General features: G+C 36.7%; 19 protein-coding genes and 1 pseudogene. 5 read left to right on the top strand and 15 right to left on the bottom strand.

Annotated elements, in window-relative coordinates:
- Window positions 1–66 precede the first annotated feature (66 nt).
- Window positions 67–1,833, bottom strand: coding sequence for a sigma-54 interaction domain-containing protein (locus ACIROD_RS08465; protein ID WP_402939522.1), 1,767 nt, complete (start codon window positions 1,831–1,833; stop codon window positions 67–69).
- 337 nt (window positions 1,834–2,170) lie between these two features.
- Here ACIROD_RS08465 and ACIROD_RS08470 point away from each other — a divergent pair, with 337 nt between their 5' ends.
- The gene (locus tag ACIROD_RS08470; RefSeq protein ID WP_402939525.1) at window positions 2,171–4,129 is read left to right on the top strand and encodes an oxidoreductase; all 1,959 of its coding nucleotides are present in this window, start codon (window positions 2,171–2,173) and stop codon (window positions 4,127–4,129) included.
- Window positions 4,130–4,309: 180 nt separating this feature from the next.
- Here the strand turns inward: ACIROD_RS08470 and ACIROD_RS08475 are convergent, their stop codons facing one another.
- The gene (locus ACIROD_RS08475; RefSeq protein ID WP_402939528.1) at window positions 4,310–7,360 is read right to left on the bottom strand and encodes an AAA domain-containing protein; all 3,051 of its coding nucleotides are present in this window, start codon (window positions 7,358–7,360) and stop codon (window positions 4,310–4,312) included.
- Window positions 7,361–7,702: 342 nt separating this feature from the next.
- On the opposite strand from ACIROD_RS08475, the gene ACIROD_RS08480 reads away from it, so the two are divergent.
- Entirely contained in the window at window positions 7,703–8,113 is a 411-nt protein-coding gene (locus tag ACIROD_RS08480; RefSeq protein WP_402939531.1) for a (deoxy)nucleoside triphosphate pyrophosphohydrolase, read from the top strand.
- A 5-nt stretch (window positions 8,114–8,118) separates the two neighbouring features.
- On the opposite strand, the gene ACIROD_RS08485 is transcribed toward ACIROD_RS08480, so the two are convergent.
- Complete coding sequence (locus ACIROD_RS08485; RefSeq protein ID WP_402939533.1) at window positions 8,119–10,929, bottom strand: DEAD/DEAH box helicase; 2,811 nt, start codon at window positions 10,927–10,929, stop codon at window positions 8,119–8,121.
- Between the two features lie 420 nt (window positions 10,930–11,349).
- Between ACIROD_RS08485 and ACIROD_RS08490 the strand changes: the two genes are divergently transcribed.
- Window positions 11,350–13,446, top strand: coding sequence for a GmrSD restriction endonuclease domain-containing protein (locus ACIROD_RS08490; protein WP_402939536.1), 2,097 nt, complete (start codon window positions 11,350–11,352; stop codon window positions 13,444–13,446).
- A 171-nt stretch (window positions 13,447–13,617) separates the two neighbouring features.
- Here ACIROD_RS08490 and ACIROD_RS08495 read toward each other — a convergent pair.
- The 10 genes and pseudogenes from ACIROD_RS08495 to ACIROD_RS08540 all read right to left on the bottom strand — a co-directional run.
- Window positions 13,618–13,695: pseudogene (locus tag ACIROD_RS08495) on the bottom strand (excalibur calcium-binding domain-containing protein); the annotation flags it as partial.
- Between the two features lie 52 nt (window positions 13,696–13,747).
- Window positions 13,748–14,257 carry an ankyrin repeat domain-containing protein gene (locus tag ACIROD_RS08500; protein WP_402939539.1) on the bottom strand — a complete coding sequence of 170 codons (510 nt, stop codon included), beginning with the start codon at window positions 14,255–14,257 and terminating at the stop codon, window positions 13,748–13,750.
- A gap of 178 nt (window positions 14,258–14,435) precedes the next feature.
- On the bottom strand, window positions 14,436–14,822 hold the full coding sequence (locus tag ACIROD_RS08505; RefSeq protein WP_402939542.1) for an immunity 22 family protein: 387 nt from the start codon (window positions 14,820–14,822) through the stop codon (window positions 14,436–14,438).
- 163 nt (window positions 14,823–14,985) lie between these two features.
- Window positions 14,986–15,423, bottom strand: a complete 438-nt coding sequence (locus ACIROD_RS08510) for an SMI1/KNR4 family protein (protein ID WP_402939545.1) — start codon at window positions 15,421–15,423, stop codon at window positions 14,986–14,988.
- A gap of 6 nt (window positions 15,424–15,429) precedes the next feature.
- Complete coding sequence (locus ACIROD_RS08515) at window positions 15,430–17,214, bottom strand: ribonuclease YeeF family protein (protein WP_402939547.1); 1,785 nt, start codon at window positions 17,212–17,214, stop codon at window positions 15,430–15,432.
- An 879-nt stretch (window positions 17,215–18,093) separates the two neighbouring features.
- Window positions 18,094–19,041, bottom strand: a complete 948-nt coding sequence (locus ACIROD_RS08520; protein ID WP_402939550.1) for a hypothetical protein — start codon at window positions 19,039–19,041, stop codon at window positions 18,094–18,096.
- Window positions 19,042–19,155: 114 nt separating this feature from the next.
- Window positions 19,156–19,395, bottom strand: coding sequence for a hypothetical protein (locus tag ACIROD_RS08525; RefSeq protein ID WP_402939553.1), 240 nt, complete (start codon window positions 19,393–19,395; stop codon window positions 19,156–19,158).
- Between the two features lie 792 nt (window positions 19,396–20,187).
- Entirely contained in the window at window positions 20,188–21,015 is an 828-nt protein-coding gene (locus ACIROD_RS08530; protein WP_230178158.1) for a MetQ/NlpA family ABC transporter substrate-binding protein, read from the bottom strand.
- Between the two features lie 18 nt (window positions 21,016–21,033).
- The gene (locus ACIROD_RS08535; protein WP_101223248.1) at window positions 21,034–21,696 is read right to left on the bottom strand and encodes a methionine ABC transporter permease; all 663 of its coding nucleotides are present in this window, start codon (window positions 21,694–21,696) and stop codon (window positions 21,034–21,036) included.
- Complete coding sequence (locus ACIROD_RS08540; RefSeq protein WP_402939557.1) at window positions 21,689–22,438, bottom strand: methionine ABC transporter ATP-binding protein; 750 nt, start codon at window positions 22,436–22,438, stop codon at window positions 21,689–21,691. The genes ACIROD_RS08535 and ACIROD_RS08540 overlap by 8 nt, the downstream gene beginning before the upstream one ends.
- 298 nt (window positions 22,439–22,736) lie before the next feature.
- Between ACIROD_RS08540 and ACIROD_RS08545 the strand changes: the two genes are divergently transcribed.
- Both ACIROD_RS08545 and ACIROD_RS08550 read left to right on the top strand, forming a co-directional pair.
- Window positions 22,737–23,531, top strand: a complete 795-nt coding sequence (locus ACIROD_RS08545; protein ID WP_402939559.1) for an alpha/beta hydrolase — start codon at window positions 22,737–22,739, stop codon at window positions 23,529–23,531.
- Between the two features lie 423 nt (window positions 23,532–23,954).
- Complete coding sequence (locus ACIROD_RS08550; RefSeq protein ID WP_350300055.1) at window positions 23,955–25,145, top strand: MFS transporter; 1,191 nt, start codon at window positions 23,955–23,957, stop codon at window positions 25,143–25,145.
- A gap of 205 nt (window positions 25,146–25,350) precedes the next feature.
- On the opposite strand, the gene ACIROD_RS08555 is transcribed toward ACIROD_RS08550, so the two are convergent.
- Window positions 25,351–25,677 carry a hypothetical protein gene (locus tag ACIROD_RS08555; RefSeq protein ID WP_402939563.1) on the bottom strand — a complete coding sequence of 109 codons (327 nt, stop codon included), beginning with the start codon at window positions 25,675–25,677 and terminating at the stop codon, window positions 25,351–25,353.
- Window positions 25,678–25,701: 24 nt separating this feature from the next.
- Window positions 25,702–25,848: a DUF2599 domain-containing protein gene (locus ACIROD_RS08560; RefSeq protein WP_402940161.1), complete on the bottom strand. Its 147-nt coding sequence runs from the start codon at window positions 25,846–25,848 to the stop codon at window positions 25,702–25,704.
- Between the last annotated feature and the right edge of the window lie 376 nt (window positions 25,849–26,224).

Genomic DNA, 26,224 nt, shown 5'->3' on the forward strand with positions numbered 1-26,224 from the left:
TCAATAATGAAATATGCAATATCCATACCAAATTTTCGAATATTCAGATTTCTATGGAGGTTTGTTTTATTTATCGTCATCATAGCTAAATTGGTATTTGCCTAGTTTGCGCATGATCGTCGTTTGACTGACCTCCAGGGCTTTGGCCATTTTTCGGGTTGATTTATAGGTGGAAAGGGCCTGGGACAATAATTGCTTTTCTGTTTCCTCTAACGCTTTTTTCAAGGGAATGATTCCGGTTAAATTGACTAGCGCCGTATCTTTGTAGGTTAAATCGGAAGGCAAATCCTCTATCGTTACGATAGGTTTTCTAGCCGTCACGACAATTTGCTCAATTACATTTTCCAATTCCCGAACATTACCCGGGTAATCCTGCAGCTGAAGAATTAACTTGGAATGATCATCGATAGTGATTGATTGACCGTATTTCTCATTGAATTTCTTCAGAAAATAATCGGTTAATAATAGAATATCTTCCTTCCGCTCACGCAGGTGCGGTATTTCCAGTGGAACGACATGCAACCGATAATATAAATCTTCGCGAAACTGATTATTTTTGATCATTTGCTTCAAGTCTTTATTCGTAGCGGAGATAATGCGAATATTCACCTTTTTCTCCTTCGTTCCTCCCACCTTCATGAATGTTCTCTCCTGGACCAGATGCAGGATTTTCACTTGAATGTCGAGCGGCATTTCCCCGATTTCATCAAGAAACAACGTGCCGCCATCAGCACTCTCAACAAGTCCTTGTTTCCCGTGTTTATTGGCTCCCGTGAATGCACCGCTTTCGTAGCCAAACAGTTCGGATTCAATTAAAGCCGATGGAATCGCGCCGCAATTCACTTGAATGAATTTCTTATCCTTTCTGCTGCTGAGATCATGAATGACCCTTGCTAAAACCCCTTTTCCGACTCCTGTTTCCCCATGAATGAAGATCGATGAATCCATCGGTGCCACTTTTTCAGCTAATTCCAAAACCTTTATCATCTTATCCGAATTTGTAATGAAGTTATTGAACGAAACGGTTCTCGAATTCTCATGCTGGGCCCGCTGGTTTCGAAGGTTCACTCTGTTCAATTTACTCTTCATCTCAACTAATTCCGTAATATCCCTGGAATTCGAAACGATTCTATATAAGTTCCCCTCCTCATCAAAAATCGGCTTCGCTGTGCTGAATACAGTCAGCCCATGCGGATAGGTTTGTTCCGCTGAATGGATCGCCTTCGTTTTCATGGTTTGTAATGTAACCGAATTGTTGATCAGTCCCTTTTCCACCAACTCTTTTATGTTCTTATTAATAAAGGCCTCCGGCGGCAGACCAGTAAGCTTCTTACACGCTTCACTCACGAATAACGTGTCCCCGTTAGCATCCGTCACGAAAATTTCATCATAACTGGAATCCAGGATTTGCGTCAGCTCTTTGACCTTCTTTCTTGTCACCTCCAGCTCTTCATGCAGTGATTCATTTAGATTTATTAAGCTCTTAATCTTCTTTTTAAGCAGCATTTCCCTGACTTCATAGATCGGATAGCATCTATATTGGTTATCATTATGTTGAATCACAAAATCATAGGTGCTCAGATCCTCTTCACTTAGCCTATCTAAATTCTCCACAACGACAAAAGATGTATTAAGATAAGCCGTGATTTTCTGATTTTCCCCCTCAATATCCAATCTCTTCAAAAAGAGGCCTTCATCTAATATACCGAGGATCTCCAAGTGATTTTTCATGACAATAAAAGGCGAGGAATGTATTTTCAGTAAGGATTTTACATCCAAAATAGAAATATCGGAAAATACAATTAGTGATTCTTTTTTTACTTCCGTATCCACACAATCACCCCATATTTTGATTTCGAACCGAATTTGTTACACTTTTTGGTGCGCAAAAAAATAAGTGACCCTTTCATAAGCAACGAATGTCCATATATCAACCGATTCGAACCTGAACCTATTATGAATCACCACTTTTCAAAAAAGGTTCAGTTATCTATATATAAAATACTCGATTCATAGGCCATACCCTCCTTATAAAAGTAAAAAAACGATTATGAACCCAAATTCCCCATCGGCATGATTATTGCATATTGAACCTGTATAGGGATAGGTAGAGGGCGATTGGTGCCCTCTATCCTCTCATTCTATCTAAAATTAGGGAGTGGTCATGATCATGGCTCAATTCAAGAATCTGTTTACCCATTTAACGATCGGTTCTACTGAATTAAAAAACCGGATCTTAAGTACAGCACATCAAACAAATCATGTCACGGACGGAATTCCCACTTCGGATATGGTGGCCTATCATGAAGCCCGCGCTAAAGGGGGTGTCGGATTGATCATCCTTGAAGCGGCATCCGTACATCCATCCGGCATGCTTACGTCCAAAACGATTGCAGGCTATGACCAGAGAATTATCAATGCCTACAAAGAACTTTCCGAAACGCTCCATAAATATGGAACGAAGGTTTTCTCGCAGCTATTTCATGGCGGAAGGGAAGTTGTATCGAGCGACTATCGAAATGCAGCATGGGCGCCATCCGCCGTTCCCAGTCTGCGTTTCGGCGTTATGCCAAAGCCAATGAGCTTAGAAGATATTGAAGGAGTGATTGAAGGATTCGCCCATTCAGCACAGCTGGCAAAGGAAGGCGGACTTGATGGAGTCGAAATTTGCTGTTCACACGGATATCTTCCTGCCCAGTTTTGGTCGGTGCATACAAATAAGCGCACCGATCTCTATGGCGGATCATTCGAAAATCGGATGCGATTCATCGTGGAAATTTTGGAGAAAGTATGGGAAAGAGTCGGAGAAGACTTTACGGTTGGCATTCGCATGAGTTCAGATGAACTGACGATGGACGGGACAACGATGAAGGATTCCGTACAAATCGTCGAATATCTCGCGGAAAAAGTCCGATTGGATTTCATCAATGTCACAGCCGGAGATTCAAGTACCTTCGAGGGATCAACACATATCGTGCCGCCATCACCTATAAAGCACGCTTACCTATCTCCACATGGATTCAAAATCAGAATGGCAGGAGCCGTACCGGTCTTTGTCGGCAATCGAATCGTCGACCCCGTTGAAGCGGAACAGATCGTATCAACCGGAAAAGCCGATGTGGTCGGAATGACCAGGGCCTTAATCGTCGACCCTGACATGCCCAACAAAGCAAAAAACGGCGACCTGCAAGCAATCGATGCATGCATAGGCTGTTTACAAGCCTGTATCGGCCACTATCATAAAGGACTGCCGATTGGCTGTGTCCAAAACCCGACAACAGGTAAAGAAGCATGGATCTTACCAGAATTAAAGAAAACGAGAAACAAACAAAATGTCCTGGTGATTGGCGCCGGACCTGGCGGATTACAGGCAGCGATAACAGCAGACACACTCGGTCATTCCGTTACACTGATCGATCAAAGCAAATCAATCGGCGGACTGCTCCGCACCATGCGCAAAGCGCCAATGCGGCATGAACTCGCGGAATCGATGCTCGATAACTACTCCCGGAAATTAATGAGAAGCAATATAAATGTGCAATTAGGAAAAACGGCAACCGCCCAAGAAATATCCGAAGCGAACCCGGACGCCATCATCTGTGCAACCGGCTCAAGGCCTTATACACCAGCCATCGAAGGAATCGATGACCCACGGATCATCATGAGTGATGACCTCTTCAGCTCAACTAAAAAAGTTGGCGACAACGTACTGGTATTCGACTTTGGCGGAGACTGGCCCGGCATGGAAGCAGCCATCTATCTAGCCGAAAAAGGACATCGAGTCACACTCATATCATCACGACTCCACATCGGCGAAACCGTCCACCAATATCTCAGGAATGAATACCTAAAAAAACTATACAACCTAAACGTCACACTCCTTCCCCACTACGATATCGGGGCAATCAAAGAAGATCACGTCATCATCCGGAATCTATTCACCCAACAAAAAGAAGAACTAACCAATTGGGACTCCATCGTCCTCTCCCTTGGCCGCATTCCCAATACAGAACTATTCGAAGAAATGAAAGGTCATGCTCCCGTCGTGAAACAAATAGGAGACTGTCTTGGCCCGCGTACGATAGAGGAAGCCACGCATGAGGGGATGATGAGTGCTATAAGTTTATAGGGGAAAGAGACATTCCTTGGGGGGATGTCTCTTTCCTCCTATACCCACATTTCATCCTTTTTTGCATCGTTTTATTTACATATCAAGACAAAGACATCCACCTTTAATAGATCCATTTTGTATTTAAAATACGATTTTCAAAAAAACACATTTAGTTATTAATCCCTTTCATATAAAAATTTAGAGGTGTAAGGCTGACCTATTATCACTTTTAACCTCATCTATGTTTTCTATGATAGATGCATAGAAGGGTTTCTTAGAAAAGCGTTGATAATCACCAATTACATAAAACTCTTTTTTAGCTCTTGTAACCGCTACATTTAGTAAATTAGGCTTTGAACATGACCAATTTGCCGCTCCATCACTATTTTCATCTGTACCGGTTACCAAATAAACAATGTCAGCTTCTTTCCCTTGAAATGTGTGAACAGTACCTACAGATTTTTCCAACCAATCCTTAATTTCTTCATTAGAAATTTGCATATTTTTCAGCCTCTGTTTTAGGACCTGTTTGATACCATCTTTCACTGCAGTAAAAGGTGAGATTATATATACATCAGGAGGAGTGGAGGCCTTTTCCCATAACTCAACAATATGATCTGCAACTAAATCTCCCTGCTCTGTTACGAACTGACGATTTACAGCCACTCCTTTACAATCAAACCAGGCACTCTTCCCTCGACTCTTTTGAGCTAATACCATTTTGTTATCATAGGCTATTTCATTCGCAATGGTAAACATAGGATCTAAGCATCTTCTGTGAACCCATAATGGTGTTCCAATCCATTGGTCATTATTGGTGATCATTCCGTACGGATTTGCTAGATCTGCTAATGTTTGAACAGAGGCACCCGTACCAATATATTTATCATCTACATTGGAGTACTTTCTGATATCCCCTAAAATTGTTTCATCGATTGTTACAACTGGTTCAATTTGAATTGGGTCACCTACTACTATTACTCTCTTTGACCTCCATATAGCACCTGCTGATTGCTGGGGACTTGCTTGTCCTGCCTCATCTATAAACAAGTAATCTATACATTCTTCTTCTACACCTTTATACATAGAGCTAAAACTTGCAAAAGTTGTACTGACCAACGGTGTAATTAAATGAACTGACTTCCAAATATTCTTGAGATATAATCTATGATCCTTATCATTAAGATTCAATTGTTTACGATTATTTAATAAGCGCAAAGTAGATTTGATTGCTTCAAAATTAAAAGCTAGCATTAATTTATGGAGTTTCATGGCCTTTAAAAACAGTAATCCCCTTGTGAAATTTAGTTCGTCGGTAAGCCAAATTGTATTTAATTGGCGACGTTCGTATGCCTGCTTCGAATTTGACCAGTAGACTTCCTCAGGTAAAGCTAGTCCTTGATCTTTATAATAATCTAACTGCTCTGCAAAAGTAGCTAGTTTTTCTTTTACTCCTTCTACCTTCCCTTTAGTCTCCTCAAGTTGTTTTCTCCTTAGGTAAAGCTTTTTTTCTTCTTCTTTTAAGAATGAAATAATAACATTTAATTCCTTTTCTAACTCGATTTTTTTTATATTTTTTTTGAATAGGATTCTTTGCAAAAAAGATTGCTTAGGTAGGGTTTTAATTTGTTGTTCCGTCAATCGCTTTTGCTGTTCTAAATGTCTCTTCTCATTCTCTATATTCATTTGTTCTTGCTCATGTATAGGTAGCTGATTCTCTAACTCTTTTAATAACATAACTGAAGCTTGTGTGCTTTTGTAATCATTGGAAAATTTTTGAAGCTTCTCTTTTTTTTCTCTTACTAATTCAAAAATATTCTGAAAATCCTTTACAGCATCTTCCCAATCTTTTAATTTTACTTGCTTACTATCCTGTTCTAATTGTTGAAGAAAAGCATCTCCATTGTTATTACTACCATATAGCTTCCAACCAAATTTAGATATATTATCAGATTTTCCAAGAGCGCCAGAAAAAAGTCCCCATGTATCACTATTGTCACCTAAAAGATCTTTTGCTGCTGATGGGTACATAGATAAATCTTTCGCCTCTTTAGCATACAATTCATCGTAATCTTTGAATTTACTTTTTCCAGCAGGACGAATAATTTCACCCTTTTTAGGAAGGTCCTTTGAAATATTTTCAACAGCCCCATTATTGCTAGAAGCAACAACCATAGAATATTTATTTAATGTTGAATCTAATAAATAGATAGGATAGTGATAACCATTTAGATTAATTGTTTTCACTTTCTTAAAACATTCAGTAGGATTATTAAATCGCACCATTCCTTTTCCTCTTTCAACTACAATATTAGCAAAAATATCTTTTAATAACGTAGTCTTCCCTGTTCCTGGCGGTCCATTGACGGAACTAATTTTCTGGTCATTCTTTAAGATTTGATTTACAGCTACTTGCTGCATTAATGACAATCTATGATCTACTGGTGACGGCCAGCGACCATCTGGCATGTTATTAGGCTGTAAGATTTCTTCAATATATTTTTGGTTTTCATTAATATCTATTCGTTCTTCAATTCTTTTTCCTTCAATAAACTGACCAAGTGCTTCGTTCTCTCCTTTCTTTAGTATTTGTTCTAAGTCATCTTGGTAGAAGCTGTTAAAATTCTTAGATGTAGGTTCTTGGTCTACTTTAGTAACTTCCATCCCCAAATAGTTTAGTTGATCATTATCTAATCGATGAAAATACTGCTGGTAAACTTGCTGAATCTCTATTAAAGACTCTTTTGTTACTCCATTAATAAAGATGGTCTGTGCCTGTTCCTCAAACAGTTCCAATTGGCTCCGAAAAGGTGTGCTGAGATCCTGGTAATTCACTCTTGAATTTTCCGTCATCATTTTCATTGCATACATAAGAAAAGGAACAAACATAGAATTTTTTACATATTGCCCCCTGTTGTCCACCGAAAAGGAAAAACTAAATAAAGTTTTACGCTCCTTATTAATAATCTCTTCCTTATTTTTAAAATTATCGCGTAAAAAACGGACAAGTTTATGATAATCAAAACAGGATAGATAATACTGGTATCGAACTTGATATTTGTCTTTATCTTTTAATTGATCCTTCTCCCAAGGGCTCTCATGAAACTTTATCAAACGTGTTTTATCCCTATTTTGATTATCTTTAAAATAATTTCCTTTTATATCACCTTTACCAGGAACCTCGCTTGGTACTAATGATTCTAATAAGAGCCATGCCTTAAGAACTGACTTTATTCTGTTTATTTCCATCTTTTCACTCCCATTTTTAACTTTTCATTTACCTTAATGCTGACCGCGAAAGATTAATTGAGCCATCCAACAAACAAGCAATCTTGCTCTGCTTTTGAAATTTGTTCTTGGATCAATCTCCAAAAACATCTGCAATGCAATCTGGCTGGGTCACATATAAATAATCACCTGTACACGACTTAATTTTCCGCTCCGCGTTCAACAGCTACTTTTAATGCTTCCCTTCAAAGTTGATATTACAATTATATCAAAACACCCTATTTTTACCCAAATTCTGTATATATCACAAAACTCACTTAATCATGATATTATTTAATCATAGCAAACCTATAGGAGGATAACATGAAAAAGCAAGTTAAAGTAGTTGCAGCCATCATTGAAAATGAAAAAGAAGAAATACTTTGTGCGTTACGCTCTCCAGAAATGAGCATCCCGAACATGTGGGAATTTCCAGGTGGAAAAGTAGAGAAAGGCGAAGATATTTTTACTGCTTTAAAAAGAGAGATTGATGAAGAGTTACAATGTAAGGTTGAAACAGAGACTACAGTCTTTAATGATAATACGCATGAATATGAAACATTCATCATTAACCTACTGTCTATAAAATGTAGAATCATTGAAGGCACCCCAACTGCCAATGAGCATTCTAAACTGATATGGTTAAAGCGAGACAATTTAAGTTCTCTAAAATGGGCTCCTGCTGACATTCCAGCTGTGGAACAATTAATAAAAGAGTATAGTCTTCTCAAATGAGAAGACTATACTCTTTTAGTGAACTCCGTATATAAACTAGCTGGTACCTCATTCTCTAATTCCATTGTAACGGTAATTGGCTTTTCCCCTTCATATTCCACGGTGTTACCCTTCCCGATATAAATATAAGGTTCTGTCTTTCCATCTATTTCTTTATACTTTCTAATAAATAAATGTAAATGTATCCCTCTATCCTGATTGAATACAATATTCTTTCCTCTCTCAGAACTTGGGGCTGTACTATTTGGTGTCTGCCATTGAAAAATGCGTTCGTTTATAAATTCATCGTGGTAATTAATGCTCTCTTTAATATCTTCTTCCTTGTGCAAATCAATAAATAAGAAATAGTCATTTCCATTCGAAAGTAATCCAGAACCCCTAAAAGCACTGTGGCTTTTGCGATAATTTGATAGTAATGCGGCATCACCCATTTGATATTGCTCATACAGCTTCAAATGTGGCACACCATAGTAGTCTTCTTTAAATTCCTTTTCATATCTAAAGATTCCATAAATAATCAGATCTTCGATATACGTTCTATACTCTTCATTCTGTAGAACCTTTTGATAAGAAGTTGTCTTAGTTAAATGACCATTTTCAAGAGCAAATAACTTAAAGTTCCTCTTTTTCTGAACAGGATCATAAAAATCCTGATTTAGACACTGCAAGGCATGCAATACACTATCTTCATCTACCTCTTTAACCAACTTCAATATCTCTTGTTTTGCAATTTCTAAAGAAATATCATCATGATCCAATAGATATTTGGCAATAGCAAATTCATACACTCGCTTTAGAGGTAGCTTACTCGATAATTCCCTTAATACTCCTTCAAAAGCCTCGTCTAGTAATAGCCTTTTCAAGGAATCTTCTTTTTCTACTTTTGCTACAAATTGCAAATAGGTTTTTTCGCGATTAATAAACTTAATCGGATCTGGAGCTCCATCAAATTTCATATAATCCATTAATAATAAAGGAATTTTACCTTGATTCATTTTCTTAAATTCAAAGTACTCTTCCTTCAAATACTTCAATGAATTAAAGTTTTCCTTATCAATCTGCGCTAATATCCGTTCTTCCGAGATTTTATCCATTTGAATATGCGTACAACCTGGAATATTTGCAAATCCAGTTGCAATCGCAACCTTCAAGCTTTCTTTATCATAATAACGGCTTCCATTTAATGCGATGGCAATTAAGAAGGTTTTACTATGATTCCCGATGAAATCAAGTACCGTTAGGAAGGTCTTGTCTTTATGTTTACGAAGTCCTCGTCCCAGCTGTTGAATAAAGACTATCGGAGAATTAGTAGGTCTAAGCATTAAAACAGTATTAACAGAAGGAATATCAACACCCTCATTAAAAATATCAACGGTGAAAATAAATTCTAAATCATCATGATCATCTTCTAGCTTATTTATATAATACGATCTCTGCTCGACTGAGTCATTTCCAGATAAACAGATACTTTGAATACCCCTAGTATTGAATTCTTGTGCCATATATTGTGCATGTTCAACGGTTACGCAAAACCCTAGACCTTTTCTTTTTTCACCGTCATGGCCATAGAAATTCATATTCTTAATAATAAAGTCGACTCTCTCGTTAACCTTTAATCTCTTCGTTATCTCCGCTACATCGTCAATATCTACATCACTTAAATCAATTCCCTCAATGTCGGTAATACCAAAATAATGAAAGGGAATAACTAGTTCATCCTCTAAAGCCTCATGTAAACGAACTTCTAATGCCACATTATTATCAAATAGGTCAAAGACATTTTGTTGATCGCTTCTCTCTGGAGTAGCTGTCATCCCTAATGTGAACTGTGGGTCGAAATATTCTAGCACTGCTTGATAGCTTGGGCTTGTTGCATGGTGAGCCTCGTCAAAAATAATATAATCAAATTCGTCTCGTTTAAATTCCTCATAGCATTTAGACAAAGTTTGTATGGTAGAAAAAATATAATCGGCATTTTTTTGCTTTTGATTCCCAGTCAGTAATCCAAATGTCAGTTTTTCATTAGGAAGGAGCTTTTCAAAGGTCTCTTTTGCTTTTTTTAATATTTCTTCTCTATGTACAATGAACAACAATCTTTTAGGCTTGAATCCCTTTACGTCAAAAGCAGACATATACGTTTTACCCGTACCTGTTGCTGCTATAACTAAGGCCTTCTTTTCCCCAAACGATCTAATTCTCTCAAGGTTTTCAACCGCACGTTTTTGCATGTTATTAGGAATAATATATTCAGAGCTTTCATAAATAAATTGCTGAGTATTCGTATAGCTCTTTAATTTACTCAAAAACTCTTCATACTTACTAATAAAATTGTCATCCGCTATGACACTACTATTCCATAATCCATCATATTCTTTTAAAACATCTTTCAGAAATTGAGCATCCTCTTTAGCAATAATCTCAACGTTCCACTCAATATTACTCTTAAGTGCACTTTGAGTAATATTAGAAGAACCAATAATCACCTTATAACTATCCTTAAATTCAAAAATATACGCTTTCGTATGAAAACCAATCGCCTTATCTGTTTCAAAAATCTTCAAGTGGATATTACTAAACTCATTTATTTTCTTTAAAGCCTTCGCTTCAGTAAAATTCAGATAAGTAGAAGTAATAATCTTCCCCTTTACTCCCCTTTTTTCTGCTTCCTTAAGAGTATCCAACAACAGCTGAAGACCACTATAATTAATAAAGGCCACGCTGAAATAAAACTTTTCACACTCATTTATTGAAGAAATTAATTCATTTAATAAATTACCCTTATCTGAATTGACAATTAGCTTTTTCTCGATGCTCATGATTTGCTCCTGACTGTGGTTAAATATAAGAGAATGTTTAAGATATAAAAAGAAACTTTGCATAACTTGTTGAAAACTAATGTCTGATAATGGTAGCAAAGAATTCACCATAAAAAATAGCTAACCAGGAGGGGTGCATAATCTTTCGTTTATTTCAAAGAATGTCTAATTATTCACTTTAGTTAGTAAAAAATTAATGGTTATCTTCTTTGAATACTTTTTTTGTTTACCATCACTTGTGATACAGTTCACCTAATCACATCCGAAAGAATTACTTTCTCTGTTCTCTGCTCATAAATAATTATCGGCAACTTTAAATTTAATTAAACCTGATGTCTCAGCCATCATTCTGTTTAATTATCCCCAGTATCTATATTTAGTTATAATATGTACTATGTAAAGAATAATGGAGGTACATTTATGAAAGCCACCGAGACAAACTTTTTACAATTTCTAAAAGGGCCAAAGCAATTCGTTATTCCAATTTATCAGCGTACGTATAGTTGGACAATAAAACAATGTGCTCAGTTATGGGATGATATTGAACGAATCTCTGAAGATGTGAATCTATCAGCACATTTCTTAGGTTCAATAGTTTATGTTGAAAAAGGTTTATATCATGTAACTTCTGTTCCCCAACTTTTAGTAATAGATGGTCAGCAAAGGTTAACAACCTTGAGTCTAATATTATCTGCACTTTCTGAAGTAATGGAAGAACAAATTAAAACCTGCGAATCAATTACATCAAAGAAAGTTCGTAATTACTTCCTTTTTAATGCTGAAGAAGATGATGACACCCAGTACAAGCTATTATTAACCCAAAAAGATCGTCAAACTTATATTGATTTACTTGAAAGAAATGAATTCGAGGATGATTATTCAAAAAGAGTTGTAGAGAATCAGAAGTTCTTTAAGGATAAAATAATGAAAAGTAAATTAACTTTAGATGAGATTTATCAAGCTCTTAATAAACTTATTGTTGTGGATATAGCTTTAGATCGTGATAAAGATAACCCCCAATTAATCTTTGAGAGTCTCAATTCCACAGGGCTTGATTTATCACAAGCTGATTTAATTCGAAACTATTTCCTGATGGGGTTGCAACCAAAAGATCAGGAATACCTATACAACAAATATTGGTATAAGCTTGAAATGAAGTTCGACAAACTACCTGATACAAGCTATTTTGACCGCTTTATTAGGGATTATATAACTCTTAAAACAGGAGTAATTCCCAAAATTGGTTTTGTATACGAGGCATTTAAATCCTATGTAACTGAACATGCTCACCTATCAACTGAAGAAATAATTGTTGATGTTTATTCTTATGGACAATATTATGTTAATCTTAATTTGCGTGATCAAGATCCCGTTCTTGAAAATGTATTTCGTGATATACGTGGACTTAGAGTGGATACCGCAAATCCATTCTTAATGCAAGTTTACAATGACTATATACAAAACATTATTAATAAAGACGAGCTAATTACTGTCTTTAGATTAGTTGAAAGTTACGTGTTCCGACGCGCAATTTGCAGTATACCAACAAATTCGTTAAATAATACATTCGCAGCTTTGTCAAAAGAGATTGATAAAACTGACTACTTAAATAGTTTAAAAGCAGCATTTATATTTAAGACATCCTATCGGCGCTTTCCATCTGATGATGAATTTCGTCGGGACTTATTAATTAAAGACCTATACAACTTCAGAAATCGTAATTATCTGTTACGAAAGTTGGAAAATCATAATCGAAAAGAAATTGTCAATGTTGAAAATTATACTATTGAACATATAATGCCACAAAACAAAAATCTTCCTGTTGAATGGCAAACAGCTTTAGGATCAGATTGGGAAGCAATCCAACTTTCTTATCTTCATACTTTAGGCAATTTGACTTTAACTGGTTATAATTCTGAATTAAGCGATCGAAGTTTTACTGAAAAACTATCTCTTGTAGGTGGCTTTAAAGATAGCCCCTTATGGTTAAATCGTAGCGTTTCCAAATTTTCAACTTGGAAAAAAGAATCGATTGAAGAAAGAGCAAGTATCCTAGCAGAACGAGCAGTTACTGTCTGGCAGTCTCCAGTCCTTTCCGAAGATGTTTTAAAACTATTTAAGAAAAACGAAAATGAGTTAAAATCAAAAACAGATTATTCAATTGAACATCATGCCAATGCATTTAGTTCTGAAACCTATAAGTTATATGACTTATTAAAAACTCGGATCTTAACCATAGATAGCTCCGTACATGAGGAAGTAAAGAAATTTTATATCGCCTTTAAGTATGGGAATAGAAATTTCGTAGATTTATTACCAGCAAAACATACTATAAAGATTTGGCTAAATTGTAAATTCGGTGAATTACATGATCCTGATCACCTTGGAAGAGATGTGACAGAAATTGGCCACCGGGGAAATGGAGACATTGAAATTGGCTTAAAATCTGAGACTGATTTAGAACCTATTATGGACCTTATTCAGCAGTCATTTATCTTAAATTCTGATTCAGAATGAATAAGGAATATAAGCAAACTAAATTTGTAATCCTTACTCTAGTTTAAGTAGTTATTCTAATTATTCTTGATTGATATTCATTTCATTTTAAATTTCACATTAACATTTAATCTCTAAAAAAATAGAAAGAGACCCTTCTTCAGGAAGGGTCTCTTGAATAATATAGAATAATTATCTTTCATTAGCGATCAAGTCTTTATCACGATCGCTTTTTTTATTGGCATCATATAGTGCCTTTGTAACATAAGGGGTTGTATTTACCTATTGAAAATACTGTTAACCAGAAAGTCTCTTTTCTTTTCTATTCTTTTTCATCCATCCTCTGCTTTAAATAATCAGCAATTTCTGTTTGCCCAAATTCTCTAGCATATTCATATGCATCCATATTCTTTATACTCTCTCCCGTATATCTAATTGAAATATCTATTCCATTTTCAACTAGAAACTCCACAACTTCTTTATGTCCACCATAAATTGCTCCAAATAATGGATTTCTTTTTGCTAAGTTCTCATCTAATTCAGCGCCAGCCTCTATTAAATACTTTACTATCTCCAAATGCCCCGCACCTGCTGCCAAATTTAATGCCGAAGCATCAAATGTACCACCTCTAGCATCAATATCTATCCCTTTAATAATTAGGTACTCAACCATTTCAAGGTGTCCCTTCTTGGCAGCTACATGTAACCACGTACCAAATGGTGTCATTGTATGTAAAGATTCTGGATTATCGCCTATTAAACGTTTTACTTCATTAATATCACCAAGCTTAATAGCATTTCTTATAGTTTTATTTAGACTTTTTTCATCCATAACATTACCTCCTGTATTTCTACTAACTTGAACTAGCTATGTCTCCTAAATCTTCAAGAGCTTCAACAGCCCTTAACCGATTCACTACTTCCTAGAGCATCAATACTATGTCGTCCTATTACGGCATTGACATAAAAAACCTTGAAAAGCTTAAGCTAATCAAGGTTTTTTATCTAAATTACAAGTATTCTACTGCACCTAAAAACTCTAAATTACTATTATTAATTGTAGTTTTCTTTTTTATTCCCTCATATTTAAAGTTGTATAAAAGAATTACAACATTATACTGTCTTGGCAACTGTGCGCCACACAATGAAGAAAATTTAGGAATAATGTCATCATCGTAAGAGAAGCCTTCTAATAATCGACTAAGCGAGTTATCAGCTTCATCATAAAAATCTGCTTCTCTAACAGCGTCGTCATATCTATCGATGCCAAAGCTTCGAGCAAACATTGATGGAATAAAATCCCCATCCTCTGTATAAGAAATTTCAAGTAAATTGTCTAATTCCTCTGATGTGTTAATATTCCCTACCCAAAATGATACAAATCCTTCTTTTTGCATAAGCTACCTCCTATTTGGTTTCAATCCACCTAAGTGATAGACATTGACATTCAGTAGTAGAGTTATTTCTATTCTTTAAATTATAAACCGTTCACTGGGAAGCCCTACAAAAAAAGGAACCTTGAAAGGCATTTTGCCAATCAAGGATAAGTTTCAATAGTTATTACTCCATCATATCAAAAAAGTATTCATTGTCTTCATCAACTTTTTTTATAAAACTCTCTAATGAATCAGCTATTTTATTGTCAAAGAAGTGTACAGAGGTCCTTTGAGTATCATTTAAATCAAGTGTTAAATATACACCCTCGTTTACTTCATAAAAAACAAGTTTGTCTTCTTCTTCATATATCCCCTCTAAGTCAGGGTCATACTCATAGATACCTTTCCTTAGTGTAATATCTGCAATAGTATCAGGATCCATTAATCTACTTATTGAATTCTCATTATTGCCTTTAAAAAAACCATAACCAACTTCTAAGTAAAACTCCCTTAGTTCAGGGGGAAATTTAAATCCGAGTCTTTCCTCTGCTTTTATAAGGTCTTTTTCTTTTAATGGAAAAAACTTATGATTACTATTTTTAATATAATCAAATTTAGCCACCATCAATTACCTCCTTGGAAACAATTTATTTGATGGAGATCCTTTACCATGAATGCCTGCCTGATGTTCATCAGGAAATTTGGCAGGATGTATATTCCACCATTCATGTGGACCACCAAAATTATTTTCTATAATATGATGCGCATCATAAGGTTGCCCGATATCTCTTGCGACTCTACCGTTCTTATCATAAACTTCTTCAGTATAACGGGGCCATTTTTGACCTGTTTTTCCTTCCCATTCACTTATTAGTTTGTCTTTTACACTGTTAAACTTGTTTCTATGTTTCATAGTATCAAGTGGTGTCATTTTTTCAAATTTATGATTCCTTAAAGCTTCCTTTAATTGTTCCGTTTGTGCTTTATGAATCTTTAATCCTGTTATTGTCTCGACATTTCTAATATAATCTTTAGCTAAATCGTAATCAATTTTACCCGTACGCTTACCACTAACTTCCGACTCCACTTTCGCCATCGAAATTAGCTGTTCTTTTAACCCCGCACCATTAACCACATTATAAGGTACTGCCCCTGCCAACGACAGTTGTTTTTTTGGATTGTATGGCAATAAGTTAGGGATAGAGGCTAATTCTTTTGCTTTCGCAACTCCTTTAACTGCAGCGGCTTTGGTTGTCGCTACCCCAGTTTTCGTTACAGCACCAGCGCCTTTTGTTCCTACCACCGATGTGACGACTGTTCCAAGGGCATAAGTTACCCAATGAGACCGCGAATAGGCATCTCCATTTACCATATCCCTTTCATATGAATCCGAGATGGACTTGGATATATATTTATAGGTTTTTATCGGGTGCATGATCGAATTTGCTACGCCTTCAACTGTTTCCCCTGGATCTGTGACGAAGTCCCAAACCCCTGTCACGAAGTCTTTACCTACATCATAAAGGCCTACGCCGATTCCTTTTGCAATGTCTGCCGTTTGCTTAGCCGCTTCTAGCTGCATGACATATTGCTGCTGGGTGGGGCCTAAGTTTTCGTACCCGATTTGCTTGGCGATTTTGAGGAACTCATCCGGATCTGTTACATGATCAAGTTGTTCCTTCAGTTCTTTGATCCGGCGATTCTCTACTTCCTCTTGCTTAACCTTCAGATATTGCGCGGTCTCTTTTTTCCTAACTTCCAGGTTTTTATAGGCTTCACTATTTTTATAAGCTGTTGCATTAAAATAGATAGGGGATACTACTCCTCCTCTTGTACTGGATACTTTCAATTGCTCCATGAGTGCCGTCACTGCCGCTTGGTCCGCTTCGGATTTAGCGTATTCAGTCGTCCACTTATGATCGATTTCGTTTACTTTGTCTATCGTTTGGGTCCGTTTCTTTTCAGCCTTCTCGATATTCTCAAAGAACGCATCGTCAGAAAAGGGCTCTAACTGAATGATATCATCAATTCCAGAAAATATTTTTTTCAGATCATGTTTTTGGGCTGTAACCATTTCCTTGGAATTTCGACTGGCATTTGTCAGCTCTTCCTCTAAAAAAGGGACCGTAACCACGGTTTCACTAAGGTTAGCTTCGATTGTATCTCCTTGAATTCCACTTAAAAAGGCAACATGCCGATTGATCAGACGCAGCCAAGAATCCACGACATCGATCTGAGCTTTGTAAAACCCTTTAATGGCTTCTGCGCCTTGCCCCTGCAGCTCATCATCCAAATTAACAATACTCTCAAATCCTTTTTTTAATTCTGTGAGCTGTTCTTTTAGGTCCTTATATTGTCCGACACGCGTTTGCATGGCAGAAACTAGTGTTTGAGATTCGTAAATCATAGACATTTTGGAAAGTCCTTTCAACTTCTTTTCTTATAACTAGATTTCATTTGTATGTAATATTTTTATTAACTGTAAAATTATGGACTAAATATATTTTAGAAGAGTTTCTATATTTATTCAAGAATTGAAGCGGGGATTTCACTAAACAATTGTTTTTTGAAAGGTGAACGATTCATGCTCATCGGTGCTAATAAGCCCAAAAATAACAGATAATCTTCTCATCAAATAAAAGAGTTGGAGTATTTGAGACGATGCTGAAGACTAGGGAATTTTTTATGATTAGAAAATCACATTAAAAAGGAGGGACAAAAACTGCTATTGCCAAGGAAGCGGGGTTTGATTGCAAAGCAATTAGTAAATACAGGAAGACCAGGTACCTCATAGTCTATTCCAATTCTATTATAACTGTACAGGATTTAAAACTTGCTAGTAATAAAGCGTAACGATAGGTAAGGAAGACTTTAACTTAAAAGCAGGACGAGCACATAACTATCTTTAAGCGGAAATTTTTAACTGTTGTCGAGACAGAAAGGAAAAAAACAAGAACAAAGAATGAAAGTTCATATAAGTGCAACCAATGAAAATAAATAGGAAGGACAGAATTTAATATTTATATAGGAGGTGATACAATTATAACGGGTCAAAAAACAAATTATTTCAGGGAAAAATTAAGAAAGTAAGAGAATTTGGTTTGCTGTAAGCACTTTAGCCTTCATCCGAATAAATTTCTGTTCCATAAGCAAGTTTTGTTCATGTAGGGGGACTTCCTCTGGATTGATGTGTTTTTGGAGTTACATCGTATACTACTATAAACTATGGCTGTATAGTCTTTTTATGTCTGTTCTACTTGACAGGGGAAAGTCCACCCTCAGTATTTTTTTATTACAGTTCTTCAGCAAGTTTAAGTGCTTCTTCGTTCGTTTTGTTTGTAACTAACGCCATAAACATGCCGTCTTTTTCAAACTTTATGACATTCATTTCTTCATCTGCAGCATTATTAAAATTGCCTATTTCATATTCAACGTCGTCTATCACAACTTTAGAAAAGTCCTTGTCCTCTACATCATTAACGCTGATGGGATTATCATTTTGTTGGGTTAGAATGATGGTATCTTCTTTGGCATTATCGAAGTGGCTCACAACTACATCTTCACCTAATGGTTCAACCTCTCCGTCAAAATCCCCACCTAAAGCATCAGATAGACTCTCCGCCTTTTCTGTGAATTCTGTTGGGATATCTTCATTTGCATAAGTTTCATAACTTGCTGACTCATCCAAATAAGCAAGAGATCTACCGCTACCTCCTACGTCTAGGACAACGTTAACCTCATTATTACAATTTATTGCTGGTGTTGCCCAACCAGATTTAGTCGTTAAATCATAATGAGCATTTTTGTTTTTTGGACCTAAAGGCATTGTACGATTCCAAGTATAATTGAATGTGCCACTTTTTAGTTCTACACCAGAATATTTATGATCTAGCTTATTGTATTTTGTATTCTCGTAGTTTCCTGTCAATGCAACACCACCAGTCATTCTACCTTTAAGATTGGAAAGTTTAAATGAGGAAGTATTCCATCTGAAGTTCTTGGTATCCCATTTTCCGAATCTAACAACGTGTTCGAGGTCGTATGTCACCTTGCCACATGCCGTGAAATAGAGACCTGACCTGATTTTTTGCACTTTAGAAAATAAACCTGATGAACCAGAATTACCAAGCTTGTAAACAAAATTATTTCTCTGGCCCCCCGCATATGCGTCCGTAATCATTAGTGATGAAAGCAAAATTACTACTAAATATGACAATAGTAGCTTCTTAAAGACCTTCATACTTTACAGCTCCAATCTTTCGTTATTTTAGACCTATTAAAAATAGGCTTAAAGTAACGATAACACATTACACTAAATGTCAATATATTAAAAATGTTAATAATTTTCACATTTTTAATTCTTATCAGCAAGCTTTTCTAATACGACCCAAGAAAAATAAATCAGTAGAGTGGTTATCAAAATTATGAAGCCAGCTTGTGTGATATAAGAAAAATCCCATTCTTTAACTTCTTTCTCATCAAGTCCATTATAATTTTGAATAATATAGTTTGATGTCTCATAATCCAAAAAAACGCAACAAATAATTCCTCCAATTATGACTCCACCTAATAATGATAATAAAAACTTTTTCAATATGGTGTCCCCCTAACTCTTAAGTAAATATGAGTGGTACTGAAACTTGATTCAGATTATCCAAAGTCTCTATCTTCATCATTAAAATCCCTATTACAAGCGCTACTCTAAAATTGTTCAACCTACTTCATATATGGTTCTCTTAAATGGTGTCAATACCTTCCAAGTTCTTCGAGTAAATCCATAGGCAAATCATCCATATTATCGTTTACTTCTATACTTTTTTTCTTCACTTATATCTATTCCTGCAAATACTTCAGCATTCGAATTCAATTTAAACATATTCAGTAAAACACATAAACTACCTATCACCATCGCCAGTTTTTTCATTTTCTTCTCCCTGCTTTTCCTTTATGTAATATAATATCCAAAAATCCAGATTAATAGATTCCAAAATTGAATTTATGATTTTCATATATGGAAAACTCCCCTTTCTTTCCGTCCACACAAATTTGATAGGTAAAAAAGCTGTGAACCAGTTACTCCTCTCTGTGATACCTTTTTCCCCGCAAATTAAAAACCCCTGACACTAAAAGTACCAAGTGTTTGAAAGATTAATATATTTACATATAATGGGCGTGTTCCCATGGAAGGGGTCATTAAACATTTGTTTTTCAAAATCAATTTTACTAATCTCAATGCGAGTTCTCCAGTTGTCCAGGTTAGTAAGTGGCTTTATGACAAAATGGGCTGTCCAGGAGCCACAAAATTGGCAAACTGGACAGTATTTTAAACTGACACGCAAATAAGGGCTATTCCTGTTGAAGGAATAGCCCTTTCTTTGTATCAAAATTAAAATGCCGGAATGGCCGTTTCACTATATTTCTCTTCTAAGAATTTGCGTACCTCCGGGCTTGTCATGGCCTTGGCCAACTTTTGGACTGGCTCAGAATCCACGTTATCCTTGCGTGCCACTAATGTAATCGCAAAGTCATTTTCAACACCTTCTGTGAGAAGGGCGTCATTTTTTGGTGTCAAACCAAGCGGTGCAGCGTAAGCTGGTGTTATCACGATCGCATCTGCTTCATCATACGTTCTCGCTAGCATTAATAAATCGACTTCTTTGAACTTATAGTTTTTAGGGTTCTCAGTGATATCAGACATTGTATAATATGGACCCTTTTTTTCCTTTAAAGTGATAACTTTATGCTGTGCCAGCAATGCCAATGAACGATCGATATTCGACACATCATTTGCAATGGCAATAACGGCACCCTCTGGCAATTTATCCATTGAATCGTATTCTTTGGAATACACCCCATAATTGGCAAAATAAATAGGTTTCACTGGTACTAGCTCGGCATTTTTGTTTCGATTGAATTCCTCCATATATGGAACGTGTTGGAAGAAGTTCACATCCACTTCTTTTGCCGCTAGTGCGGTGTTAGGCTGCACATTATCACCTAATACAACCATTTCCAGGTTAATGCCCTCCTCTGCCAGCTTTGGTTTAACAAGCTCAAGAATTTCCGTCATTGGGGGAATGAGTGAGGCCACTTTCAATGTTACCTCTTCCTTCTCCTGATTCTGCGCATTTTCTTTCTCTTTTACTTCATTCGTCTTTCCACATCCTACTAAAAACAACATAATTGCTGCCATGAGAAAGAGTATTTTTTTCATGATGTTTCCCTCCATTATTTATCTTTTATCAATCATTCTGGCTACTGCCGTGCCAATAAATTGGATAAGCTGTACTAGAATAATCATAATGATAATCATATAAATCATTAGCTCTGTTTTAAACTGCTGATAGCCATACCTGATTGCAAAGTCGCCGATACCGCCGCCTCCGACCACTCCCATGATCGTTGAATAGGAAATAAAGCTGATAATCGATGTTGTTAGTCCGAGGACAAGCCCTGAACGAGCCTCCACGTAAAGAAATTTAAATATGACATCCTTAACGGAAGCCCCCATGGAAATGGCTGCCTCGATCACACCCTTTGGCACATCCAATAAAGATTGCTCGACCAATCGCGAATAATGGGCAATGGCTATGATCGCTAATGGAACGCAAGCAGCTGCTGTACCAATGGCTGTGCCGATTATGAGTCTTGTAAATGGAATCAAAAAAACCACCAATAACAAAAATGGAAAAGAACGAATAATATTGACCAATAAATTCAAAATTGAGAAAGCCCACGGATTTTCAAGCAAATGACCCTTCCTACAAAGAAATAGCAAGGTCCCGACTGGCAATCCAATTAAAATCGCAGCTAAAATGGACACCCCAACCATAGTAATGGTTTCTCCAATAGACTGCCAAATTTCTGCCTCATATTGAACTAAAATCTCAGGCATGTCCTAGCCCACCATTCTCTGCTAATTGTTCAATAAAGTATTCTGGACGATTATTCCTTTTTTGAATCCCAGTTGGTTCGATTAAGACCGTGTCATAAATCTCTCCATCTGCCATGATCGATACACGATTACATATACTTTTAATGACATCCAGCTCATGACTAACAATGACAATCGTCACACCGAAGCGTTTGTTTATGTTCTCTAGCACATCTAATATTTCAGCCGTTGTATTTGGATCAAGTGAAGAAGTCGGTTCATCGCATAACAACACTTGCGGGTTATTTGCCAATGCCCTTGCAATGGCAACACGCTGCTTTTGTCCCCCGCTTAATTGTGCAGGATATCTCTCCATCTCTCCCTCCAATCCTACAAATTGGAGACATTCTACAACACGGCTCCGACGTTCCTTCTTTGGATAATGTGCCAGCTCTAAAGAGGCTGCAACATTGTCATAAACCGTTTTATTTGCCACAAGATTAAAATGCTGAAAGATCATGCCAATCGACTTCCGTGCCCCTCGAAGTGCTTTATTGTTCAATGTTGTCAACCTTTGGCCGTTTACCTCCACTTCGCCCGCATCTGGGGTCTCCAACAAATTCATTAACCGCAGCAAGGTTGATTTCCCTGCTCCGCTTGCTCCGATTATTCCATGAATTTCACCTTTAGGTATTGTTAAAGTAACAGACTTAATTGCCTGAAATTGTGAAAAATTTTTACTCACTTGATGCAGGTTAATCATAAAATCCCACTTTCTATTTGTTGAAAGGTAAGCATACCGCTCCTCATTATCGTTTCATCAAAGAAACACAGCTGATAAATCATTTTATCAACTAATGAGGACCTAATGCAAAGACACAAATTAACAGTTAAAGACTTCCAACCCTATTATCATCCTTATGACTAGATTTTTCTATTAATCGGATTATTCCTTTCAAAATAATGGAGCGTACATTATAATTGATAATGGTTATCATTATCAAATGTTGTTTTCTAATCTTCAAAATACGAATATTCCTAAAGGACATGGAGGAAAATACATGATTCGATACCTTGATGAGAAAATTGCCAACTATGAGGTATGTGTCATCTTGCCCTCAGGTTACGATCAAACCAAGAAATACCGAACGATCTATATGCATGATGGCGGAGAAACTGCCAAGCAAGCTGCAAACTATATCGATCATTTAATACTTTCAGAGCAAATTGAACCACTTATCGTTATTGGAATTGAACCCATTGATCGCAAAAATGACTATACGCCGTGGGAAGCACCATCACTTGCACCTCATGGTCCTACCTTTGAAGGACGAGCGCAGGTTTATTTACATACTGTCGTAACCGAAATAAAACCTTATATAGATGCCCATTATGCTACGAATCCTGAACCTTCACATACAGCCATTTCCGGCTGCTCATTAGGAGGACTTGTTTCGATTTTCGCCTCCTATTATTATCCAGAGGTATTCCATCAATATATCTCATTATCCGCTTCCTTTTGGTACGAGGACGTTCTTCGCTATCTTCAAGGAGAAAAGATTGAACGGCAAGGAAATATCCATCTCAAACCAACAGTGAATCGACAAAGCCATCAGCTCTATTTATATGTCGGGGAATTAGAGGGAATTTATAAAGAAACGATACAAAAGCATATGGTTGACTACACGAAGAAAGCCCACCTAGAATTTATCAAGGAAGGCTATTTGGAATCTAATCTATTATTTGCGTCAGATCCAGAAGGAACTCATGATGACCTATTCTTTACTAACTACTTCATTCAGTCACTTCGTTGGTTATATGGCAGAGAAACTAAAAACGAAAAGTTGGATCGTTAATTGGCCTTATCGATTGCATCACAATAGCCCCCAAGAATGATAATTTCCTCCAGTCTTGGGGACTGCTTTTTCAAAGGTCCTTATCTATTGGCGAAACATACAGCTCAACTGCTAATTCCTTTAATGATAGTCTATTCAGCATCGCATATATAACCTTGCATCCCCTACCATAAACCCTTCATACTTCCAACAGTTATCAAACGCATTTGATCGATACAATGATCGCAATCAGCATGCAGCGTAACCTCATGCTCGTTCTGTTACGGTAAAATTAGTGAATGATTCAGCTACAAGCTTTCTAGCAAGAAATAACAAACGATAACCAAGCAAGGGTTTTCCTCGTAAAAATGTTTTGTGGTATGATAGTTAAATTGTTTATCTACCCTGTGACACATTTACATTCATCTAAGAAAAGAGGTATTTATGCACGCCACAGAATTAACCAAGCGACATTGGTTGCTTATCTTAACACTTACTTTATTAACATTTGTTCTCGGGACAAGCGAATTTGTTATCGTCGGGATCTTAACCGATATTTCCTCGAGTCTCCATATCACAAATGCCAAAGCAGGCACACTCGTTTCTGCGTTTGCGCTTACGTTTGCCGTTGCCACACCGCTCGTGATGTCGGCAACGAGTCATTTTCCAAAGCGTAAATGGATGTTGTTTCTGATAGGTTCGTTCATCGTCCTGAATGCTTTGTGCGTGATTTCGACGAGCTACATCATGCTCCTTGCACTTCGGATGCTGACTGCGATTGTAACAGGCGTTTTAATTTCCCTTGCCATGGTTGTTGCAAGTGAAACCATGCCGATCGCTAAACGCGGACTTGCTATTTCATTCGTTTTCGGTGGCTTTACGCTTGCAAACGTGATTGGAGTACCAATAGGCACTGTCATCGCTGAATGGTACGACTGGAATGCATCCTTCCTGTTAACGACTTTTCTCGGGGCTATTGCGTTTTTGGCATCCTTCTTCGTATTGCCTACTATGCAAAGTACAATTCGCAGTTCGATGCGTGATCAATTTTCTTTGTTAACACACCCGCGAATTTTAATGGCTTTTTTCATTCCATCTCTTGGATTTGGAGCGACGTATGCCGTTTATACGTATCTTGTTCCGATCCTGAAAGGAATGGAAGCACCAGGCAGTTCAATCAGTTTGATCTTGTTTGGCTACGGATTCATTTCCATTTTCAGCAACATACTTGCTGGTAAAATTGCCAGCTACAATGCTATCGGACGCCTCCGATTTGTTTTCCTCGTGCAGGCAATCGTTCTGATCAGTTTATATTGGACGACAAATCATTTTATCTTTGGATTGATTAACATTGGCTTGATGTCGTTAATGGCCATCCTTTTAACAACATCCACCCAGCTTTATTTGATAGACCTTGCCGGTATTTATCAACCAAAAGCTACAGGGCTAGCTGCTTCATTGATGCCAGTAGCAAGCAATGTCGGTATCGCCTTTGGTTCCGCACTGGGCGGAGTTGTTTACCATCAGGGAAATTTGCTGAATGTGACATGGGTCGGTGGGCTGGTTGCAATCTTTGCAAGTCTTCTAACATTCCTAAGTTATCGCTTAGACCAAAAACAAAAGAAAGCAGCATAAAAGAAAGCTAAGAACGCTTTGGTATGCTTCCTTTGTAACCTCATCATTTCATGGCATAATAAACGAGATTACAGTTAATCCTTCAAATAAAATGGAGAAAGAAGTATCAAGAACGTTAGTTGTTCTTTGATACTTCTTTTTTTAAAAAAACTAGGTGCTTACCTCTAAAAAACCAAAAGGATAAATGCGATTTACGCTGCCTGAATTATACTCCCTTTTTACCTAGAGTTACCGCCAAAGTAAGGAATATATAAGGATAAGTTAATAAAGTAAGCTCTAAAAAACCCATACTTCCAAAAAGAAATAGCTCTGGCGCGTGTCCGTCTGAATAATATCCTTTTCCGGTCATATACAAGCCAACAAGAAGATACGTTATTATAGATATTCCTATTAAACCATAGCCTATGAAATTAAACTTAATTATTGTAAAACTATGTATTAAAATACCCACATATAACAATCCAAGCAGCAGCAATAAAATCGGTATGTAAAATGGCTCATAAAAATAGTCACTCATACTTTCAATTAGCATCTTATATCCCTTTCAAAAAATTAATTATGTTGGATTACAAGTATTAATATAAATACCAGCCTTTGTTTTATCCGGTCGCCACGGTTCTAAATTCCATGAACTTTTATAAAGTGGAAGATATTTATTCCGATGTTGCCGTCCAAGTATTGACCCTGTAACCCTATTTTTTATTCACAATTATGACTATCCAAAAACACTGCCAATTAAAATGGCGGAGTCGTTTTCACCTAATAATGATAATAAAAACTTTTTCAATATGTTATCCCCCTGACCCTTAGTAAATATGAGTGAGAGTGAGACTGAAACTTAATTCATATTATCCAAAGTATCTATCTTCATCTCTAAAATTGTTCAAACTCTACTTCATACATGGTTCTCTTAAAAGGTATAAATACCTTCAAGTTCCTCGAGTAACTCCTTAGGCAAATCCTCCACTGATTTTCATTTTCTTCTCTCCATCCATTTTCAATTTTTTATAATGGTATAATAACCATAAATCCAGATTAAAAGATCCCAAAATTGAATTCAGGATTTTCAAATATGGAAA

This window comes from Peribacillus sp. NPDC101481 (genome assembly GCF_044767165.1).
Lineage (GTDB): Bacteria > Bacillota > Bacilli > Bacillales > DSM-1321 > Peribacillus.

Bases quoted from the DNA above. Each gene is read 5' to 3' on its own strand.
- ACIROD_RS08470 (WP_402939525.1), top strand. From the start codon at position 2,171: ATGGCTCAATTCAAGAATCTGTTTACCCATTTAACGATCGGTTCTACT.
- ACIROD_RS08475 (WP_402939528.1), bottom strand. From the start codon at position 7,360: ATGGAAATAAACAGAATAAAGTCAGTTCTTAAGGCATGGCTCTTATTA.
- ACIROD_RS08480 (WP_402939531.1), top strand. From the start codon at position 7,703: ATGAAAAAGCAAGTTAAAGTAGTTGCAGCCATCATTGAAAATGAAAAA.
- ACIROD_RS08485 (WP_402939533.1), bottom strand. From the start codon at position 10,929: ATGAGCATCGAGAAAAAGCTAATTGTCAATTCAGATAAGGGTAATTTA.
- ACIROD_RS08490 (WP_402939536.1), top strand. From the start codon at position 11,350: ATGAAAGCCACCGAGACAAACTTTTTACAATTTCTAAAAGGGCCAAAG.
- ACIROD_RS08500 (WP_402939539.1), bottom strand. From the start codon at position 14,257: ATGGATGAAAAAAGTCTAAATAAAACTATAAGAAATGCTATTAAGCTT.
- ACIROD_RS08505 (WP_402939542.1), bottom strand. From the start codon at position 14,822: ATGCAAAAAGAAGGATTTGTATCATTTTGGGTAGGGAATATTAACACA.
- ACIROD_RS08515 (WP_402939547.1), bottom strand. From the start codon at position 17,214: ATGTCTATGATTTACGAATCTCAAACACTAGTTTCTGCCATGCAAACG.
- ACIROD_RS08520 (WP_402939550.1), bottom strand. From the start codon at position 19,041: ATGAAGGTCTTTAAGAAGCTACTATTGTCATATTTAGTAGTAATTTTG.
- ACIROD_RS08530 (WP_230178158.1), bottom strand. From the start codon at position 21,015: ATGAAAAAAATACTCTTTCTCATGGCAGCAATTATGTTGTTTTTAGTA.
- ACIROD_RS08535 (WP_101223248.1), bottom strand. From the start codon at position 21,696: ATGCCTGAGATTTTAGTTCAATATGAGGCAGAAATTTGGCAGTCTATT.
- ACIROD_RS08540 (WP_402939557.1), bottom strand. From the start codon at position 22,438: ATGATTAACCTGCATCAAGTGAGTAAAAATTTTTCACAATTTCAGGCA.
- ACIROD_RS08545 (WP_402939559.1), top strand. From the start codon at position 22,737: ATGATTCGATACCTTGATGAGAAAATTGCCAACTATGAGGTATGTGTC.
- ACIROD_RS08550 (WP_350300055.1), top strand. From the start codon at position 23,955: ATGCACGCCACAGAATTAACCAAGCGACATTGGTTGCTTATCTTAACA.
- ACIROD_RS08555 (WP_402939563.1), bottom strand. From the start codon at position 25,677: ATGCTAATTGAAAGTATGAGTGACTATTTTTATGAGCCATTTTACATA.